Annotated in this window: 17 protein-coding genes and 2 pseudogenes; 5 read left to right on the top strand and 14 right to left on the bottom strand. The window is 62.6% G+C overall.

What is annotated here, in order from left to right; translation table 11 throughout:
• Positions 1-18: 18 nt before the first annotated feature.
• On the bottom strand, positions 19-327 hold the full coding sequence (locus JQK88_RS02020) for a hypothetical protein (protein ID WP_192260160.1): 309 nt from the start codon (positions 325-327) through the stop codon (positions 19-21).
• Between JQK88_RS02020 and JQK88_RS02015 the strand changes: the two are divergent.
• Positions 317-793 (top strand): annotated as a pseudogene (locus JQK88_RS02015) (multicopper oxidase domain-containing protein); the annotation flags it as partial. The gene JQK88_RS02020 and the pseudogene JQK88_RS02015 overlap by 11 nt on opposite strands.
• Before the next feature lie 53 nt (positions 794-846).
• Here JQK88_RS02015 and JQK88_RS02010 read toward each other — a convergent pair.
• Positions 847-1,017, bottom strand: coding sequence for a hypothetical protein (locus JQK88_RS02010; RefSeq protein ID WP_192260162.1), 171 nt, complete (start codon positions 1,015-1,017; stop codon positions 847-849).
• Positions 1,018-1,281: 264 nt separating this feature from the next.
• Here JQK88_RS02010 and JQK88_RS02005 point away from each other — a divergent pair, with 264 nt between their 5' ends.
• Both JQK88_RS02005 and JQK88_RS02000 read left to right on the top strand, forming a co-directional pair.
• Complete coding sequence (locus JQK88_RS02005) at positions 1,282-1,686, top strand: hypothetical protein (protein WP_246501945.1); 405 nt, start codon at positions 1,282-1,284, stop codon at positions 1,684-1,686.
• A 65-nt stretch (positions 1,687-1,751) separates the two neighbouring features.
• A complete protein-coding gene (locus tag JQK88_RS02000) occupies positions 1,752-2,942 on the top strand; it encodes an NADH-quinone oxidoreductase subunit D (protein WP_246501947.1) in 1,191 nt (396 codons plus the stop codon).
• A gap of 187 nt (positions 2,943-3,129) precedes the next feature.
• Here the strand turns inward: JQK88_RS02000 and JQK88_RS01995 are convergent, their stop codons facing one another.
• The 3 genes and pseudogenes from JQK88_RS01995 to JQK88_RS37120 all read right to left on the bottom strand — a co-directional run.
• A complete protein-coding gene (locus JQK88_RS01995) occupies positions 3,130-5,046 on the bottom strand; it encodes a xanthine dehydrogenase family protein molybdopterin-binding subunit (RefSeq protein WP_246749720.1) in 1,917 nt (638 codons plus the stop codon).
• A gap of 10 nt (positions 5,047-5,056) precedes the next feature.
• Positions 5,057-5,479: a (2Fe-2S)-binding protein gene (locus JQK88_RS01990; RefSeq protein WP_312037219.1), complete on the bottom strand. Its 423-nt coding sequence runs from the start codon at positions 5,477-5,479 to the stop codon at positions 5,057-5,059.
• Positions 5,480-5,975: 496 nt separating this feature from the next.
• Positions 5,976-6,068: pseudogene (locus JQK88_RS37120) on the bottom strand (hypothetical protein); the annotation flags it as partial.
• A gap of 434 nt (positions 6,069-6,502) precedes the next feature.
• On the opposite strand from JQK88_RS37120, the gene JQK88_RS01980 reads away from it, so the two are divergent.
• On the top strand, positions 6,503-7,510 hold the full coding sequence (locus JQK88_RS01980; RefSeq protein WP_203277305.1) for a dihydroxyacetone kinase subunit DhaK: 1,008 nt from the start codon (positions 6,503-6,505) through the stop codon (positions 7,508-7,510).
• A 29-nt stretch (positions 7,511-7,539) separates the two neighbouring features.
• Positions 7,540-8,181 (top strand): dihydroxyacetone kinase subunit DhaL, encoded by a 642-nt coding sequence (gene dhaL / locus JQK88_RS01975; protein ID WP_192259702.1) that lies wholly within the window; start codon positions 7,540-7,542, stop codon positions 8,179-8,181.
• 72 nt (positions 8,182-8,253) lie between these two features.
• Here the strand turns inward: dhaL and derI are convergent, their stop codons facing one another.
• From derI to JQK88_RS01930, 9 genes are all read right to left on the bottom strand, one after another.
• Positions 8,254-8,691 carry a D-erythrulose-4-phosphate isomerase gene (gene derI / locus JQK88_RS01970; protein WP_192259704.1) on the bottom strand — a complete coding sequence of 146 codons (438 nt, stop codon included), beginning with the start codon at positions 8,689-8,691 and terminating at the stop codon, positions 8,254-8,256.
• A 25-nt stretch (positions 8,692-8,716) separates the two neighbouring features.
• Positions 8,717-9,484: a triose-phosphate isomerase gene (locus tag JQK88_RS01965; RefSeq protein WP_192259706.1), complete on the bottom strand. Its 768-nt coding sequence runs from the start codon at positions 9,482-9,484 to the stop codon at positions 8,717-8,719.
• 83 nt (positions 9,485-9,567) lie between these two features.
• On the bottom strand, positions 9,568-10,506 hold the full coding sequence (locus JQK88_RS01960; protein ID WP_192259707.1) for a sugar phosphate isomerase/epimerase family protein: 939 nt from the start codon (positions 10,504-10,506) through the stop codon (positions 9,568-9,570).
• The gene (locus JQK88_RS01955) at positions 10,506-12,023 is read right to left on the bottom strand and encodes a glycerol-3-phosphate dehydrogenase (RefSeq protein WP_192259709.1); all 1,518 of its coding nucleotides are present in this window, start codon (positions 12,021-12,023) and stop codon (positions 10,506-10,508) included. Before JQK88_RS01955 ends, JQK88_RS01960 begins: the two co-directional genes overlap by 1 nt.
• On the bottom strand, positions 12,020-13,579 hold the full coding sequence (locus JQK88_RS01950; RefSeq protein ID WP_192259711.1) for an FGGY-family carbohydrate kinase: 1,560 nt from the start codon (positions 13,577-13,579) through the stop codon (positions 12,020-12,022). The genes JQK88_RS01955 and JQK88_RS01950 overlap by 4 nt, the downstream gene beginning before the upstream one ends.
• 107 nt (positions 13,580-13,686) lie before the next feature.
• Positions 13,687-14,628: a D-ribose ABC transporter substrate-binding protein gene (locus JQK88_RS01945; RefSeq protein ID WP_081726801.1), complete on the bottom strand. Its 942-nt coding sequence runs from the start codon at positions 14,626-14,628 to the stop codon at positions 13,687-13,689.
• 38 nt (positions 14,629-14,666) lie between these two features.
• On the bottom strand, positions 14,667-15,800 hold the full coding sequence (locus JQK88_RS01940) for an ABC transporter permease (RefSeq protein WP_192259713.1): 1,134 nt from the start codon (positions 15,798-15,800) through the stop codon (positions 14,667-14,669).
• Between the two features lie 24 nt (positions 15,801-15,824).
• Positions 15,825-17,363, bottom strand: coding sequence for a sugar ABC transporter ATP-binding protein (locus JQK88_RS01935; RefSeq protein WP_192259715.1), 1,539 nt, complete (start codon positions 17,361-17,363; stop codon positions 15,825-15,827).
• The gene (locus JQK88_RS01930) at positions 17,360-18,004 is read right to left on the bottom strand and encodes a DUF2291 family protein (RefSeq protein WP_203277304.1); all 645 of its coding nucleotides are present in this window, start codon (positions 18,002-18,004) and stop codon (positions 17,360-17,362) included. The genes JQK88_RS01935 and JQK88_RS01930 overlap by 4 nt, the downstream gene beginning before the upstream one ends.
• Positions 18,005-18,030 lie beyond the last annotated feature (26 nt).

Here is an 18,030-nt window from a genome sequence, read left to right as displayed (position 1 = left end):
TAAACGCGCCGGCCGCGTTCATCGAAAAGGGGTGGCTATCACCAGCCACGGATCCAGAATCAGGTTCTGCCCATGCTCGTCCAGCCGATCGACTATTTTCTTGTTGCCTGGTTCACTCTTGCCGCTGCCTCGACGCTCTATGTCGGCATAGATCAGTACCGCAACAATCCCGAACCTGTGGTGATGAAATGGGGGATCATCCTGGTGACCCTCTACATGGGCCCACTCGGCCTGCTGCTGTATGTGCTCGCCGACAAGGAGCCGCGACCGGGCGAGCATGAGGACTTCACCCGGCCACTGTGGAAGCAAGGCGTTGGCACTGATCATCGATCCCGCCGACGAAATTCAAGCCGACCACGACTACGTCATCGAGCTGCAGGAGTGGCTGGTGCGCGAAGGGCTGACCTACCCGTCGATGCCGATGGACGGCGGCATGCCAAACTTCTTCACCATCAACGGCAAGGCGTATCCCGCGACCGAGATGATCCGCATGAAGGTCGGCGAGACGTTAAAGGTGCGCTTTATCGGCACCAACAACGGCTTCATCCACCCGATGCATATCCATGGCGGGCAGTTCGAGGTCGTCGCCCGCGACGGCGAGACGATCCCCGCCTCGGCCCGCTTCCTTGCCGACACGATCAATGTCGGGCCGGGACGGCGCTATGACGTCGTCTGGAAGGCGCCGCGTCCCGGAAAGTGGCTGATCCACTGCCACATCCCGCACCACACGACCAACAACAATGTCGAGGACAAGGGCGGTGGCGGGCTGATGGTCGTCATCGACGTCAACTAGCCGACACTGAGGCCATGGCCTCAACGCCGCGCTCAGGTTGCACTTATCGCGCCCTACTTCTTGATGACGTTTCCGTTGCGCAGGTCGAATGCCTCGGCACCGCGAGCCTGGCGGTAGAAATCGTCCTGCAGTTCACCCCATTCGCCGAGGAAGGCGCCGCACGTGCTGCAATGGATTGGCGTTGACCCCGTGGCGTTGTCGGGAATGTCCCGCAAGCCTTGCAATCGAGTTTGTCGCCCAATGGGCGTCCCATTTCCCAATATCGCGCATTCTCACGCAGGAGCCAATTGTCGGTTTCGTACGAAGTGGTGCCGGCCGCCCTGTGAGCACATCGATAACTGGCCCTGTTCGAGATGGAGATCAGTGATGGTGCGATTGGTACAAAACCGGTTGGCCGATAAGGGGCAACAGCTGAAATTGCCCAACACGGCCGACCCACGGAACCATCGCCCGGTATAACGGTTGTGTCTGCAATCGTCCTGGGAGACATGCAAGGAACGATCATGCGAATATTGACGATAGTCGCCGCGCTTTCCGGTGCGGTCATCGCGCAGCCTCTCTACGGGCAAACCATCGGCCCGCAGGCCCCACAGATGACACCGCTGGAGCCGCTGCCGGACCAGATACCGCCCGAGCAAGGGGCTCCTGGCGAGAATTTCACCGATGTTGCCATCGTCGCCGTCGAGGATCTACCTGCGGAAATCAAGGCACAGGCGGAAGCCGTGATTACCCAGACCAGTGCGCAAGATCTGCTGCGTCTGCAGAACTCCATCGATGCATCGCCTCAGGCAACATTGGCGCTGAGGGCGAACGGGCTCAACTCTTCACAGGTTGTGGCCGCCAACATCGATGGTGATGGTACGCTGACGCTGATCATCCAGACGACAACTTGATCGGCCACCCGAACCATACGACGAAGCCGTGAAGCAACGAAACACAGATGTCGCGGAGAGCCGCCATGGCCGAAGCCGCTGTTCGCAACTTCACCATCAATTTCGGACCGCAGCATCCGTCGGCCCACGGGGTCCTGCGGTTGGTACTGGAACTGGATGGTGAGATCGTCGACCGTGCCGATCCGCACATCGGTCTGCTCCATCGTGGCACGGAGAAACTCATAGAGCACAAGAACTATCTGCAAGCCCTGCCCTATTTTGACCGGCTCGACTACGTCGCACCGATGAATCAGGAGCACGCCTTCTGCCTCGCCGCCGAGAAATTGCTCGAAATATCGGTGCCAAAGCGCGGGCAACTTATCCGTGTCCTTTTTTGCGAGATCGGCCGGCTCCTATCGCATCTTCTCAACGTCACCACACAGGCCATGGATATCGGCGCGCTGACCCCGCCGCTCTGGGGATTTGCAGAGCGCGAAAAGCTGATGGTCTTCTATGAACGCGCCTCCGGCGCCCGCATGCATGCGAATTATTTCAGGATCGGCGGCGTGCATCAGGACCTGCCTCCGAAGCTTCTCGACGACATCTGGGCCTTCTGCGACCCGTTCCTCAAAGTCTGCGACAACCTCGACGGTTTACTCACTGGCAGCCGCATTTTTAAGCAACGCAATGTCGATATCGGCGCGGTTGGGCTGGATGACGCCTGGGCCTGGGGTTTCTCCGGCGTGATGGTGCGCGGATCAGGCGCGCCATGGGATTTACGCAAGGCGCAGCCATACGAATGTTACTCCGAGATGGATTTCGACATTCCCGTCGGCAAGAACGGGGACTGCTATGACCGGTATCTCGTCCGCATGGAGGAAATGCGCCAGTCGGTGCGGATCATGAAGCAATGCCTGGAAAAATTGCGGTCGCCGGAAGGCAAGGGGCCGGTCGCGATACCGAACCAGAAGATCACGCCGCCACCGCGCGCGACGATGAAACGCTCGATGGAAGCGACCATCCACCATTTCAAACTTTATACCGAAGGGCTTCATGTGCCGGCCGGAGAAGTCTACGCTGCCGTGGAGGCGCCGAAAGGCGAGTTCGGCGTTTATCTGGTTTCGGACGGAGGCAACGTTCCCTATCGATGCAAGATACGCGCGCCTTCCTTCGCCCATCTGCAGGCGATGGATTTCCTGTCCCGGGGGCACATGATCGCCGATGTCGCCGCAATCATCGGCTCACTTGATATCGTGTTCGGCGAGATCGACCGCTGACCTGAGCGCTGATCACATTCCGTTGTGGTCTCACCGTATGACGAATCATACGGCGAAAGCTCATCGAGATATGCGCGCGCCTTGTATGGGGCGATCGATTCCCAGTCTTCGATCTCGGCGGCGGCAAGGAGTTCCATCTCACGGCGGAAGGCGGTGAATTTTTCGACCAGGCACTTGCGGCATCACTTCAGGACGACCCGATCGCAACCCAGACGTCGTGGACCACGACCCCGCCATCCCTGAGCGACACTTCGGCAATCGTCGCAACCTCGCTGCCGAAGGGCGAGGCCATAGCCACGCCGCGTGCACGCCGTGTGCCGTCCTCCGCAGTGAATGGACCGCGCTTCCACCCGCCGGACAGATCGGCGACCGCCTGCAGGAGATTGTTATGCCGCGGACTGCCCGCCAGGAGTCGCAGCCGCAGTTCATAGGGATCCTGCTGGCCGGCATCGGCCATCTCGTCGAAGAACGTCTCGTAGAAGAAGTCGTTCATCGAATGGCCGACCGATCGCCAAAAGCCGATGATCGCCGGGTCGTCCACGTGGATCTGCGCGACACGTCTGTTGTTGATCGCATAGACCTTTCCGGCAATGCCCTCGACCGCCGAACTGTCGACCTTGTCCGCCTGGCGGCCGAACCAGCGACCGGTTGGCCCTTCGCAGACGGCGACCGCATCCAGCGCCACCGGCAGACCGTTTGCATCGAGGCCGGCTCGGAAGCGCACCGCGCTCATCGGCCGCAGCGTGTCGCGGAGGAATTCCTCTTCGCGACTCCTGACGAGCTTCACGGGCCGGCCTGCCGCTCGCGCAAGCAGTATGGCCTGCGGATACGGATTGGCCGACTGATAGAGAAAATGCCTGCCGAAGAAGCCGCCCAGCATAGGGGAGTGGATGATGACCTTGTCCGGCTCGATGCCCGCGACCTTCGCCGCATCTGCCTGGAACATTTCCGGCGCCTGGTTTGGGATCCAGAGTTCCAGCGTGCCGTCCCCGTTCCAGCGCGCAATCGCCGATGGCGGCACAAGCTGTCCATGCACGAGATACGGCGCGTCATAGGTGCCGTCCACAACGCGCGCTGCGCTCGCAAGCGCACCCGCTGCATCGCCTTCCTGCTCAAAGGCGATACCCTCGCCCGACATCGTCTTCAGCATCTCCTTGTGCGCGTCCGACGAGAAATCGGCCGGCATGGCGTGAGGCGTTCCGGCAGCAGGCTCCGCCCACGTCACCCGAAGGGCTTCGACGGCCCGGCGCGCCCGCCACCAGCTGTCGGCGAGAACCGCTACCGCGCCCGGCAGCCGGTGGGTGGAATGCACGCCCGGCATGGCCTGGACTTCGCTCTCGTTGGCCAGCGCGCCCGGTTCGCCACCAAGGCGCGGGCTGTGCTGGACGGCGGCATGCAGCATGCTGTCGATCTTGAGGTCGATCGCATACTGCGCGCGTCCGGTGGACTTCTCGCGCACGTCAAGCCTCGGAACGGGCTTGCCGATCCAGCGGAAGTCGGCAGGATTGCGCAGCACGACATCGGTTGGCACCGGTAGCCCGGCAGCGGCGTCGGCGAGCTCTCCGTAGGGGACTGCCTGCCCGGACGCAGCATGAACCACGCGACCGGGTTCGGTTGAGAGTTCCGAGATCGGCACGCCGAGCCGTTCGGCCGCAGCCTGCAACAGCATCTGTCGCGCCGAGGCGCCGAGCTTGCGCATGGCCTCATAGCTCATGCGCACGGACATGCTGCCGCCGGTGAAGCGGCCGCCTCCGGTCAGGAGATAGTCGGGGCCGGGAGGAGCGCCTTCGACCGTGAAGTTCGCCGGATCGACATCCAGCTCTTCGCCGACAATCTGCGCCATGGCGGTGAACACGCCTTGCCCGCCTTCGATGAAGGCGCTGCGGAACAACACGGTGCTGTCGGGGCGGATTTCCAAAAAGGCGCTGACGCGCGTGCCGGGCGCCACGGCAGCCGCGGCCTGCGCCCGGGCCCGCCCGACGGGCACCGCGACCGAAAGAACCAGTGCTGCAGCACCGCCGAGGAAGCCGCGACGCGAAACGTTGAGCGGGCTATCTCCGCCGCGGGTCGACAAACGGCCGTGAATGGGAGCCATGTCGTTCATCGAAACCTCCTCAAGCCTGCGCGGCCTGCCGGACGGCAGCCGAGATCGCGTTGTAGGTGCCGCAGCGGCAGAGATTTACCATCGCGCCGGCGATGTCGTCCTCGGTCGGCTGCGGGGTCTGCTTGAGGAGCGCGGTGGCGGCCATGACCTGACCGGACTGGCAGTAGCCGCATTGCGGCACCTGGTTGGCGACCCAGGCCTCGATCACCTTGCTGCCCCGCGCCTCGGCATCGCCTATGACCTTGATCGAGCGAATGCCACTGTCGGACCATTCGTCGCGCCGCGCTTTCAGGTCGCGCCAGACCTGGTCGTCCTGTTGGCGCGACGTCACCAGCACCACGCCGTCCGCGGCGATGTCGTGTCGGGTGCCGGTGTAGGCGCAGGCAGTGGCAACACCTCCCGACACGATGTGAGTCACGATCCGGTTCAGCACGATCTCGACGCCGAGCTCGGCCAGCCGGCGATGTCTGCTCCAGCGTGTTGCGGGTCCAGTCCGACACATAGGCGGACGGCGTCACCAGCGTCACCCTAGCGCCGTTGCGCGCCATCAGCTCGGCCAGAACGCCGCCCATGTAATAGTGGTCGTCGTCGAACAGCACGACACTGCCGGTCGGCACATTGCCCCCCATCAGGTCGTCCGGCGTGTACACCGGCATGGCCGGGTCGATCGGCATCGGCACGACATGCGCGCGTGCCACGCCATCGCGGCGCCATGTAGAGCCGGCGGCGATGGCAATGTTCTGGAAGCCGAAGGCCAGGATATCCTCGGCCGACAATCGGCTCTCGAAATAGACGTCGACATTGGACATCTGGCTGAGCTGATACTGGCGATAGTCGCGCACGCGGCCCCAGGCCGAGAGGCCGGGCAAGAGGCACTCGCGCGCGACGCGGCCGCCGAGTTCGGTGCCGGCTTCAGCGATGGCCACCTGATAACCGCGCAGGCCAAGCGCGCGGGCGGCTTCCAGCCCGGCGGGGCCGGCGCCGACGATCAGCACGCTGTCGCTGTCGCCCTTGGCCTGCATGCGTTCGGGATGCCACCCCTTGCGCCACTCTTCCATGAAGGTCGGATTCTGCGTGCATCGCGAGATCGACATAGTCATGTCGCCGGTGATGCAGATGTTGCAACCGATGCATTCTCGAATGTCCTCGATCCGCCCCTCCTCCACTTTCCTCGGCAGGAAGGGATCGGCAATCGACGGCCGCGCGCAGCCGATGAAATCAAGCGTACCGGACTTGATCATCTTCACCATCACGTCTGGCGAGGTAAAATCATCAGCAAGCCGACGTTCCGCTGGCAAGAAGAATTTCGCCTTGGTGGCGGACAAAAAAATAGCGACGGCGTGCAGATCCTGGCCGTGCCAGAGAGAGCCAACATTTGAAAACATCAATTGCCGGGGTGAAAATCTCGATTGCGCCCGGTATCATCTATGAAAATACCCAAATCGGAAGGACGCCGGTGCAAACCAAGAAGATCATCAATGACGGTAATCGCGCCGTCGACGAGATGCTGGAAGGCATCCTGGCAGCGCATCCCCGCCATCTCAAAAGCGTGGACGGCAGCCCACGTTCGATCATCGCCCGTGACGGACCGCGCCGGGGTAAGATAGGCCTCGTCATTGGTGGCGGCTCGGGCCACGAGCCGAGTTTTCTCGGCTTTGTCGGCAAGGGGCTGGCAGACGCGGCGGCCATCGGCAACGTCTTCGCCTCGCCGCCGCCCGACCCGATCCTTGAATGCGCAAAGGCAGCAGATGGCGGCGCCGGTGTGCTGTTTATGTACGGCAACTATGCCGGCGACGTAATGAATTTCGACATGGCGGCCGAGATGGCTGGGATGGACGATATTGAGGTGCGCACGGTGCTGAGCACCGACGACGTCGCGTCCGCGCCCGTTGGCGACAGGCACAAGAGACGGGGTGTCGCGGGCAATTTCTTCATCTTCAAGGCGGCAGGTGCCGCCTGCGACCGCATGTTGTCCTTCGATGAATGCGAGCGCATCGCTCGGAAAGCCAACGACCAAACATTCACCATGGGTGTGGCGTTGGCGCCTTGTTCGTTGCCGCAAACCCGCAGGCCGAATTTTGAGATCGGACCCGACGAGATGGAGATCGGCATGGGCATCCATGGCGAACCCGGCATCGCGCGCGGAAAGCTTAAAACGGCCGACGAGATCACCGACGAGATGCTGGACAGGATCCTCGCCGAGATGGCGCCGACACGCGGCGAGAAGGTCGCCGTGCTGGTCAATTCGCTCGGTTCGACACCGCTGATGGAACTCTACATCATGAACCGGCGCGTGAAGCAGAGGCTTGACGATATCGGTGTGTCCATTCACGCAAGCTGGGTTGGCAATTACTGCACCTCGCTCGAAATGGCCGGCGCTTCGATCACGCTGCACCACCTCGACGAGGAGTTGCAGACGATGCTCGACCACCCTTGCGACTGCGCCATGTTTCGCGCCGGCTAAAACCTGTCAGAGCAGCAAGGGACAAAGACATGACAACGATCGACACTGCCCACCTTGCCGCAATGTTCGCTGCCATTGCGGACGCCATGTCAGCCGACCGGGACCGGCTGTGCTCGCTTGACGGCGTGATTGGCGACGCCGACCACGGCATTGCGATGGAGCTTGGATTTTCCGCGGCACGCGACGCGGTTGCCGCATTGGACGCCGGGACCACCGAACCGACCACTTTGCTGAACACGGCGGCGAGGTCGTTCCTGAATGCCGTCGGCGCATCCTCCGGTCCGCTCTATGCCACCGCGTTCATGCGCGGCGCGGCAGTCGTGAAAGGCAAGACCACGCTCGATGAGGCGGACACGGTCGCCATGTTCCAGGCCATGGCCAAAGGCATCCAGGATCGCGGCAAGGCTGAAACAGGCGAAAAGACGATGATGGATGCCTGGGCGCCGGCTGCGACGGCGGCGGGCGAGGCGCTGGCCGCCGGCACGGGCCTGGCCGGCAGCCTTGCAGCTGCGGCCGAGGCGGCAAAGGCGGGCGCGGAGGCGACCAAGGCGATGATCGCCACCAAGGGACGGGCCGCCCGCCTCGGCGAACGCTCGCTTGGCCACATGGATCCGGGAGCGGCGTCTGCCGTAACGGTGATCGAGGCGATGCGGATCGCCTTGACCGGCTAGACCATCTCCATTTTGGAAAAGATCATATTCACGCAATAGGATAGAGGCTTGACTTGACTCTACCCGGCATCTTCAGCGCTTCGCGTCGAGCTTGTCGACGGCCTGCACATTTGCTGCAGACGGGCCGTTCGGATCGAACTCCGAGGCCAGCCACGCGTCGGCAATCGATTTCGCCAGTTCCGGACCAATCACGCGGGCACCCATGGTGATGATCTGGGCGTTGTTCGATTTTGCGGCGCGCTCCGCCGAATAGGTGTCGTGGGTCAAGGCTGCACGAATGCCCGGCACCTTGTTGGCGGAGATGCTGACGCCGATGCCGGTGCCGCAAAACAGGATGGCGCGATCGTAGTTGCCGTCGATAATTTCGTGGCCAACTGCGGCGGCGATATCGGCGTAGAATCCGGCCTGGCTGAGATCGACGACCTGCAGGTCGGGTTTGGTGGCGAGATGCTTGGCGATGACGTCGAGCAGCGGCTTGCCGGCGCTGTCGGCTCCAAGTGCGATCTTCATAACATGAACTCCTTTTGCTTCGCGGTCAGCGCTCGATTGCGGCCGCCGCCTTTTTTAGAATGTCGATGTAGCCTTCCGCTTGCCACGCCGAGCGGCCGATGAACAGGCCGTCGATATGTGGCTGGCCGATCAGTTCGGCCGCGTTGCCTGGATTGACGCTGCCGCCGTAAAGCACAAGCGGCGCGGCCGGCAACCGGCTTTGGGCGACCTGCTTGATCATAGCCTGCTGCTTGTCGGCATAATCCGCGCTTGCTGGAATGCCTTTCTCGCCGATCGCCCAGACCGGCTCATAGGCAAAGAGGATTTCGGCCGACAGTTCGTCGTCCTTCAAGCCCTGCAGTGCACCGAGAACCTGCGCGGTCAGGACATGATCGGCGCGGCCCCCTTCGCGCTCGGCCAACGTCTCGCCAACGCAGATCAGCGGCACCAGGCCATGCCTGACCGCCGCCGCCGTCTTCAATCCCACCGTCGCATCCGTTTCGCCGAAATGCTCGCGACGCTCGCTATGGCCAAGCTCGATCAGGTCCAGCCCGCAATCCCTCAGCATCACCGGCGAAATCTCTCCCGTCCAGGCGCCGGCATCGGCCCAATGCATGTTCTGGGCACCGACCTTCACGTGGGTGTTGGCGAGCGCCGCCTTCACCTGCCGCACCGCGGTGAACGGCGGAATGACGAAAGGCTGTATCGCCGGATCGAAACCGGGCACGAAGGCCGCCAGTGCATCGGCGAACTGCAATGCCTCCGCCAACGTCTTGTTCATCTTCCAGCTCGTGCCGACCCAATATGGGGTCATTCTTTTCTCCTTCGATCCGAAATTCGGACGACGCGTGTTTTCCCGGCCAGCATCGGCGCCGGCTTTCGAGCCGGCGTTTTCCCTCAGGCCCGAGGCTTGAGATCGTCGCGGCCGCTGTCGATGTAAGGCGCCCAGAAATCCACCGACTCGCGGATCATTGCAATCACCTGATGATCGACCGGTTCCCTCTCCCGGAACGAAAGTTCAAGGCAAATCTCATTGTCGGTTCCGCCGCCCTGTCGCACGGTGTCGAGCAACTTCTGTGGAAGGATGCGACCATCCTTGTTGTAGGCGGCCGTGAACGGCCAGTGGCCACCCTTGTTCATGGACGACTGCTTGATATGGATGATCGGCGATTGCAGCGGAAAGGCTTTCGCCCAGGCATAGGGATCGGTGTCGGCGGGGTTGGGCGAGGTGACGTCGCCATGGTCGATGTCGACCATCATTTTCATCGGGATCGGCAGCTTGGCCGCGTCGATGGCGCCCTGCAGGTCAACGCAGCTTTCGATCGTATGGCCAAACTCCCGCCCCACCGACATCGGCTCCCAGAACAGATAGGTCAGGCCGGCTGCCTTGGCATGCTCGGCCACTTCGCGCCAGCATTCGAGCGCGACGTCGAGAAGCGCTGCCCGCCGTTGCGGATCGTCATAATCCTTATAGGTGAAGATGGCGAACTGTGTGCCCATGCCCGAAGCGCCGAGTTCGGCGGAGATGTCGGCAAAGGTCTTGAACCAGTCGACATAGTAGCGGCGCACATCCGCGTCCGGATGGCCGAAATGGTTGAGCCTGCCATAAGGCCCGGTCATCCCTGAGGTGACGCGCACGCCGGTCCGCGCCAGAGCGCTGTTGAACAGGCGCAGGAATTTGGCAATCGTTGCCGCCGACCAGCCCGGATTGACGAATTCATGCGTCAGCTGCACGTCGCGGATGCCGATGCCATAGGCAATGGCGTCGATCAAATCGTCGGGATCAGCGAAACGATTGACCAGCGGATTGGTGTTGAGAGAAAGCGTGAAGGCCATCAGTTTGCCGCCGCCATGATGTTAGCACACCAGTCTTCAAATGTTTTCCGCTCGGCCGCATTGATGTGCAACCCGTGCTTGGTGCGGCGTTCGAGAACATCGGCAGCAGTCATCGCCCATTCGGTCTCGAACAGGAAGGCAGCTTCACGCTCAAAGAAATCCGGGCCAAAACGACGGCCGAGATCGGCTTCGTTTTTCACCCCTTTCAGCAAAGCGCGCGTGCGCGTGCCGTAGCTTCGCGCATAGTGCTTCACCAGCGACGGGCTAAGCGAGGAAAACTCGGCGTGCAGATCGCTCAAAAACTGCTCGAAATCCGCGTTGGGCAGGTCGCCCCCCGGCAAGGGAATTTTGGCGGTCCAGGCTTTCTTCATCGTCGGGAAGAATGGCTGGATTTTTTCCAGCGCATGTTCGGACAACTTGCGGAAGGTGGTGATCTTGCCGCCGAACACCGAAAGCAGCGGTGCGCCGCCATTCGGGGCGTCGAGTTCGAAGATGTAGTCTCGTGTCACCGCGCTTGGGTTGTCGGCATTGTCGTCATAGAGCGGTCGCACACCTGAGAAACTGTAGACCACGTCCTGCGCAGTCAGCTGGCGCTTGAAGTAGCGATTGACCACCTTGATCAGATAATCGACTTCGCTGGCCTCGGCGGCCACTTCCTCGGGCTTGCCTTCATAGGGAATGTCGGTGGTGCCGATCAGCGCCAGATCGTTCTCATACGGGTTGACGAAAATCACCCGCTTGTCGCTGTTCTGGATGAGGTAGGCCTGCCGTCCTTCCCAGAATTTGGGCACGACGATATGGCTGCCTTTCACCAGGCGAACGTTGCGGGTGGAATTCTGCCCGGCAACTCGGCTGATAATGTCGTTGACCCACGGCCCCGCCGCGTTGGCCAGCCCGCGTGCGCGGACCCTCGTCACAGCACCGGTGCGGCCGTCCTGCATGTCGATCGACCACAGGCCGCCTTCGCGCCTGGCAGCAATACAGGCGGTGCGAGTGAAGACTTTTGCGCCGCGCTGACTGGCGTCAAGCGCATTGAGCAGCACCAGCCTGGCGTCATCGACCCAGCAGTCGGAATATTCGAAGCCGAGCTTGAATTCGTCCTTGATCGGCGCCCCTTCCGGTGCCGTTCTTAGGTTCAGCGTCCTCGTTCCCGGCAGCCGCTTGCGGCCGCCAAGATGGTCATAGAGAAACAGCCCGAGCCGGACAAGCCATGCCGGCCTGTCCTCGGGGCTATGCGGCAGCACGAAGCGCATCGGCCATATGATGTGCGGCGCCGCCTCAAGCAGCACCTCGCGTTCGATCAGCGCTTCGCGCACCAACCGGAACTCGTAATATTCGAGATAGCGCAGACCGCCATGCACCAGCTTGCCGGAACGCGAACTGGTGCCTTGCGCCAGATCATCCTTCTCGCACAGGATGACCGACAGCCCTCGACCGGCCGCATCGCGCGCTATCCCGGCGCCGTTGACGCCGCCGCCAATCACAAAGAGATCGACAACATCTGACGTATCACTCAAGACTTTGCTCCTGTGCGGTGCGCCATACCTTTCCACACCGGCCGCAGCGCCTGGCGCGCCGCGACGAAGGATGGAAACAGCGCATCGTAGGTTTGGGAAAGCGCCTCGTCATAGGTGTCGCATTCGCCCAGAAGTGGTGTCACCCATTCGGCGCAGCAATCATCCATGGAGCGATAAATGCCAAGCCCGACCGCGGCCATCATTGCCGCACCCGCCGCACCGGCTTCCTGGCGGCTGCTCGTCCTGACTTGCGCGCGGGTCACTGCGGCTATGATGCGGCGCAGCGAAGGGCTGCGCGCCGCGCCGCCCGACAGGCGGATTTCGCCCGGCACCGCGCCCATTGCCTGGTAGCAATCGCGCGCCGCGAAGGCCAATCCCTCAAGAACCGCGCGCGCCAGATCGCCAAAACCGTGCTTGACCGAAAGGCCGATGAAGCCTGCCCGCGCATCGGGATCGACAAACGGTCCGCGTTCACCGGCGAGGGAGATATAGGGTTGATAGACCAGCGATCCCGGCTCCGATCCTTCGACCCAGGCATCGAGTGCTTTCAGCAATTCGTCGCGCGAAGGCTTGGCACCGCTGGCAGTCAGCACGTCGCGCGCCAGGCCAAGCAGCCAGTCTATGTTGAGCGTCGCCGCCATGTTGGATTGCAGTTGCGCATAGGCGCCGGGAATCGGCATGGCGATCGTATAGCCGGACGCATTTTCGTTGAGCACGACATCGTCGGCGGTGCGCGCCAGGCGCGTGTGAATGCCGGTGGAGCCGATGACCGTGCAGCCGACATTGCCGCTTGGATCGTAGAGGCCGGCTCCGAGCGCGGTGCTGACCATATCCACGTAACCCAGCACCACCGGCGTGCATTCGAGCAGGCCGGTCTCTCTCGCCGCCGATGGCGACAGCGGGTGATGGTCGGTCGTGCCTTCGAGCATGGGCGGCAACAAGCGCTGATGTGTCGTCAGATCCAGAATCTCGAGCACCGCGTCGGAGTAGCTGCGCGAGCGGAAATCGCCGAAAGTGAATGTGCCTTCCGACGGATCGGTGGCGCGCTCGCCGGTCATTTTGAAATAGAGCCAGTCCTTGCAATGAAAGGCGGTGGCGGCCCGCTCCAGGATTTCCGGGCTGTTCCTTTTCAGCCAACTGAGCTGAGCGCCCTGCTGGCAGGCGTTGAGCCCGGTGCCGGTGATCTCGAACCGCGTGCGATCTCGGGCATCGCAGCGCATCTCGTCGACCAGATGGCCGGCGCGGGCATCGAGCCAGAGCCAGGCGCGCCCGACCGGCATGCCGTCGCCATCGATAAGCCAGGTACCGTCGCCCTGCCCTGTGATCGCCACCGCCGCAATTCGCCGCGCGAGATCGGGAATTTTCGTCGCCAGTTCGCGAACCGTCTGAACCATATCGCGCCAGGTTTGATCGAGATCCTGCTCGGCGCCGCCGCCTTCCAGCGTGACGAAGCTGTTGGTCACCGACGCCATGGCAAGCTGCCGCCCCGAAAGATCGAAAGCGACCGATTTGATCACGGAGGTTCCCGCGTCGATCCCGATCAGCAGGTCTTTCATGCGGCAAGTTCCGGATGGTTATGAAGGCAATTCAAAGGAGCAGTCTTTGTTGTCTGGAAGCCGTAGAAGAGGCAGGGAGTGTCCGCAAGGACACCCCCTGTGCAGGTCTATTCCGACAGCACGAAGGGTGCGGTGTACTTGTCCACATTGTCCTTGGTGATGAGAAGGCAATCGAAGAGCTGCTTTTCGCTGGTGGCGCCGGTGGCGCCTGTCTTGATGAACGAGTCCGCCTGCTGCACGGCCTTCGCCGAGAAGATGGCCACCGGCTGAAGCACGGTGTACTGCAGTTCGCCGGACTTGATGGCCGCAACCGCATCCGGCGAGCCATCAAAGCCGCCGACCTTGATGCCGGCGAGCTTGCCGGCTTCCTTCAGCGCCGCAACCGCACCAAGCGCCATTTCGTCATTGCCGCTGATCACGGCGATGATGTCGGGATTGGCCTGCAGCATGCTCTGCATCTTGTCGTGGCCCTGGGTACGATCCCAGTTGGCGACCTGCGAAGCAGCCTTTTCGAGATCCGGATACTGGCTCAGCACGGTCGCGTAGCCGTTCGAGCGCGTGGCGGCGTTGTTGTCCGACGGGGCGCCGAGCAATTCGACATACTTGCCCTTTTCACCGACCGCCTGCACCCACTGCTGGGCACCGAGAGCCGCACCCTGCGCGTTGTTGGAAACGAGCTGTCCCTTGGCGAGGCCCTCCTGGTTGATCTCGGCATTGACGAGGAAAACCGGGATGTTGGCGGCAATCGCCTTCTTCACCGCGCCGACCGAACCATCGGCATTGGCCGGGTCGAGGATGATCGCCACCGACTTGTTGGTGATGGCGGTGTCGATCAGATTGCTTTCCGTGTTGGTGTCACCCTTGTGGGCAGCGACATTGGCCGTATAGCCGAGTTTTTCGGCCTCGGCCTTGGCGACGTTGCCTTCGGTCAGCCAGTAGGGATTGGCCGGATCGTTGACGATGATCGAGATCAGGCCCGCGGCCGATGCGGCTGCGCTAAACCCAACCACCATTGCGGCAGCAAGCAAACTTCTAAGCACGATTTTCATGTACATTCCTCCAATGATTTACGCGGTGTTGCTGCCAGTCACCCGGCAGTCTTCCCTTGGGCAGGATTGGCCGGTTCGGCCTTCCCCCGTTTCTGAGAAGTCGGTTGGCCGCCCGTGGAAGCTGGAAGCTTGCTACGGCGGCGATACTGAACGGCATTGAGGAGCACGGCGAGCACGATGACGGCGCCGGTGAACACTGTCTGCCAGTAGGATGAGATGCCGATGATCACCAGACCGTCGGACAGGAAGCCGATAACGAAGGCCCCGAGCAAGGTGCCGCGGATGTTGCCGCGCCCGCCGGTCAGCGCCGCGCCGCCGATAACGACGGCCGCGATGGCCGTCAATTCGTAGGTGGTGCCCGCGGTCGGTCCGGCCGAGGTCAGCTGCGAGGACAGGATCAGGCCGGCAATGGCGGCGCAGATACCCGAAAGCACATAGACGGAAATCTGCACCGTCTTGACCGGAACGCCGGAGAGTTCGGCGGCGCGCTCATTGCCGCCCGAGGCGTAGAGCCAGCGGCCGAAAGCGGTGCGGTTCAAGACGATGCTGCCGATCAGCGCGATGACCACCAGCACCACCACGCCGGTCGGCACGCCGAACAGGCGGTTGAAGCCGAGCGCGTCGAAGCCGGTGTTGCCCAGCTCCGGCTTGCCGCCGAGATTGTTGTAGGTCAGGCCACTGGTCATCAGCAGCGCCAGGCCGCGCGCCATGTACATGACGCCGAGCGTGGCCACGAAGGCCGGAACCTTGAACCGCGCGATCAGCACGCCGTTGACCAGACCGACAGCGGCGCCCAGCATGCAGGCCAACACCGCCACCACCCAGACCGGAGGGTAGAGAACGACGCCCAGCCAGGTCAGCGTCACGCCCTGCATCAGAAATCCGGCAACGACGCCGGCAAGGCCAAGCGTCGAGCCCACCGACAGGTCGATGCCGCCATTGAGGATGACAAGCAGCATGCCGACGGCGAGAATCCCGAAGATGGCGACATGCGAGGCCATGGTCAGGAAGTTCGCCACCGAGAGGTAGTAGGGCGACAGGATCGAGAAGACGACGATGATGACGATCAGGGCAAAGAAAGCCCGACCCTCGAGCAGCAGCTTGGCCACGTCGAAGCCCTCGCCGCCCGCGCTGGGGCTGGACTGTTTGCTGGCCTGGCTGACATCGGTCATGATCGGGGCTCCGAAATTCTATGATCAGGCGACCACGGCTTCGCCGGAGGCGGCCATGATCTGCTCTTTGGTGGCGTTCGCGCCGAACTCGGCTGAAATCTTGCCGCGCCGCATGACGACGATGCGGTGGGCGATGCTGAGGCACTCATTGACCTCCGAGGTCGAGAAGATGACCGCCAGGCCTTGCGCGGCGCGCTCGCTGAGCAGACGGAAGACTTCGGCCTTGGCGCCAACATCGATGCCGCGGCTCGGCTCGTCGAGAAGGATGACCTTGGGGTTGGTCGTCAGCATCTTGCCGATGACGACCTTCTGCTGATTGCCGCCCGACAGCGATCCGATCATGGCGTGGCCGCCGGCGGTCTTGATAGTCACCTTGCGAATCGAGTCGTCGATCAGTGCGCGTTCCCTGGGCCGGGAGAGGAACAAGCCTTTGGCGAACGCCTCGATGCTGGCAAGCGACAGATTGCGGCCGACGGTCATGGTCTGGACCAGGCCGTCGCGCTGGCGGTCCTCGGGCACCAGCACCAGGCCTCTGGCGATGCGCTGGGCAATGGTCAGCCCCGAGACGTCCTCGCCTTCCAGCAGCGCCCGCCCGCCCGCCATCGGCACGCGTCCGGCAACAGCTTCCAGCAATTCCGTGCGCCCGGCGCCCATCAACCCATAGATGCAGACGATCTCGCCCGCTTTGACGTCCAGCGACAGGTGATCGACGACATAGCCCGAACCTGAAGCGTCGGTGACGCAGACATCCTTGATCGAAAGCGCGACCTCGCCAAACGCATGGCCGGTCGGTGGCGAGCCGAGGTCAAAATTCTCGCCCACCATGTTGCGGACGATCCATTCGAGATCGATGTCCTTGGCCTCGGCCGTCGCCGTGATCGATCCGTCGCGCAGCACGACGGCATAGTCGGTGATCTGCAGCGCCTCTTCGAGGTGATGCGATATGTAGACGATCGAGACGCCGCGGCTGGTCAGGTCGCGGATCACCTTGAACAGCACCTCCACCTCTGTGGCGCTGAGTGCGGAGGTCGGCTCGTCCATGATCAGGATGCGGGAATCGACCGACAATGCGCGAGCGATCTCGACGATCTGCTGCTGCCCAAGGCGCAGATCCTCGACCAGGGTCATCGGATCGATGTCTTCTTCGAGGTCGGCCATCAGCGCCCGCGCCTGGCGCGACTCCTCGGCGAAGTCGAGGCCGGTTCTGGTGCGCAGTTCGCGGCCCATGAAGATGTTGTCGCGAACGCTCAGATTCGGCGCCAGGCTGAGCTCCTGGTGGATGATCGAAATGCCGCGATCGCGCGCATCCGAAGACGAGGAAAAGCTGACGAGATTGCCATCGAGCACGATGTCGCCGGATGTCGGCGTCACCACGCCGGACAGGATCTTCATCAGCGTCGACTTGCCGGCGCCATTCTCTCCAAACAGGGTGGTGACCTTGCCGCGATGGATGTCGAAGTTGACGCCTTTGAGCGCGTGAACGCCTCCATACGACATGACGACATTGCGCGCCGAAAGCACGGCGTCGCCAGTCGCGGGTTCTGTGCCGGAAGCCGTTGTCATTTGACGTCCAGCCTCACCGGCGTGACCAGCCAGCTCTTCGGATTGACCAGCTTGAAGGCGCCGACCACCGCTATGGTCTTGCCGGTCAAGGCGCCGGTATCGACTTTCGTCAGCACCTCTTTTTTCATCTCGTTGTTCAGCGCCGAGCCGGCGTCTTGGTATTCGATCTGGTTGGTGAACTGACCGAAGGTGATCTTGCCGGTGGCGTCGCGAAGCTCGGTGCCGTTGATCGCCGGCCCTGTCTGCACGCGGACCGTCAACGTGTCCGGCAAACCGTCGACGGCGACCTTGTAGATGCCCGACTTTCCCTCGCCGACGACGCCGGCGAACTTGACCGAGATGACCGGCCCGACACCCGCGGGCACGCCGTATTCTTTCTCGGCCGTCGCCCTGTCCTTGGCGATTGCCGTCGCCACCGTCACCGCATCGGCGGCACGCGTCTCGACATCGGCCTGCACCTTGGGAAATTCCGACTTGCCGTAGTCGGCTGCGGAGAACACGGCGTTGCGAACATCGCCGGCGGAGCCGATCTTGACGATCTTGGTATCGAGCGCCATAGCGCCGAGCAGAACCAGGACTGCGGCGCCGGCAAGTGCGCGGCGCAAGCCGGGCGGCGATGCGGTGGCAGCCTTGGCGCTCATGATACAACCACCAGCGAAGCGGATTT

This window comes from Mesorhizobium caraganae (assembly GCF_016836705.1).
Taxonomy (GTDB): Bacteria; Pseudomonadota; Alphaproteobacteria; order Rhizobiales; family Rhizobiaceae; genus Mesorhizobium; species Mesorhizobium caraganae.
Note: the sequence above shows the minus strand (reverse complement) of the source record. Positions and strands in the feature narration are given on the sequence as shown.

What these genes read in the sequence shown, in the direction of transcription:
- JQK88_RS02020 (WP_192260160.1), bottom strand. Translation starts at nt 327, where the DNA reads ATGATCAGTGCCAACGCCTTGCTTCCACAGTGGCCGGGTGAAGTCCTC.
- JQK88_RS02005 (WP_246501945.1), top strand. Translation starts at nt 1,282, where the DNA reads ATGCAAGGAACGATCATGCGAATATTGACGATAGTCGCCGCGCTTTCC.
- JQK88_RS02000 (WP_246501947.1), top strand. Translation starts at nt 1,752, where the DNA reads ATGGCCGAAGCCGCTGTTCGCAACTTCACCATCAATTTCGGACCGCAG.
- JQK88_RS01995 (WP_246749720.1), bottom strand. Translation starts at nt 5,046, where the DNA reads ATGAACGACATGGCTCCCATTCACGGCCGTTTGTCGACCCGCGGCGGA.
- dhaL (WP_192259702.1), top strand. Translation starts at nt 7,540, where the DNA reads ATGACAACGATCGACACTGCCCACCTTGCCGCAATGTTCGCTGCCATT.
- derI (WP_192259704.1), bottom strand. Translation starts at nt 8,691, where the DNA reads ATGAAGATCGCACTTGGAGCCGACAGCGCCGGCAAGCCGCTGCTCGAC.
- JQK88_RS01965 (WP_192259706.1), bottom strand. Translation starts at nt 9,484, where the DNA reads ATGACCCCATATTGGGTCGGCACGAGCTGGAAGATGAACAAGACGTTG.
- JQK88_RS01960 (WP_192259707.1), bottom strand. Translation starts at nt 10,506, where the DNA reads ATGGCCTTCACGCTTTCTCTCAACACCAATCCGCTGGTCAATCGTTTC.
- JQK88_RS01950 (WP_192259711.1), bottom strand. Translation starts at nt 13,579, where the DNA reads ATGAAAGACCTGCTGATCGGGATCGACGCGGGAACCTCCGTGATCAAA.
- JQK88_RS01945 (WP_081726801.1), bottom strand. Translation starts at nt 14,628, where the DNA reads ATGAAAATCGTGCTTAGAAGTTTGCTTGCTGCCGCAATGGTGGTTGGG.
- JQK88_RS01940 (WP_192259713.1), bottom strand. Translation starts at nt 15,800, where the DNA reads ATGACCGATGTCAGCCAGGCCAGCAAACAGTCCAGCCCCAGCGCGGGC.
- JQK88_RS01935 (WP_192259715.1), bottom strand. Translation starts at nt 17,363, where the DNA reads ATGACAACGGCTTCCGGCACAGAACCCGCGACTGGCGACGCCGTGCTT.
- JQK88_RS01930 (WP_203277304.1), bottom strand. Translation starts at nt 18,004, where the DNA reads ATGAGCGCCAAGGCTGCCACCGCATCGCCGCCCGGCTTGCGCCGCGCA.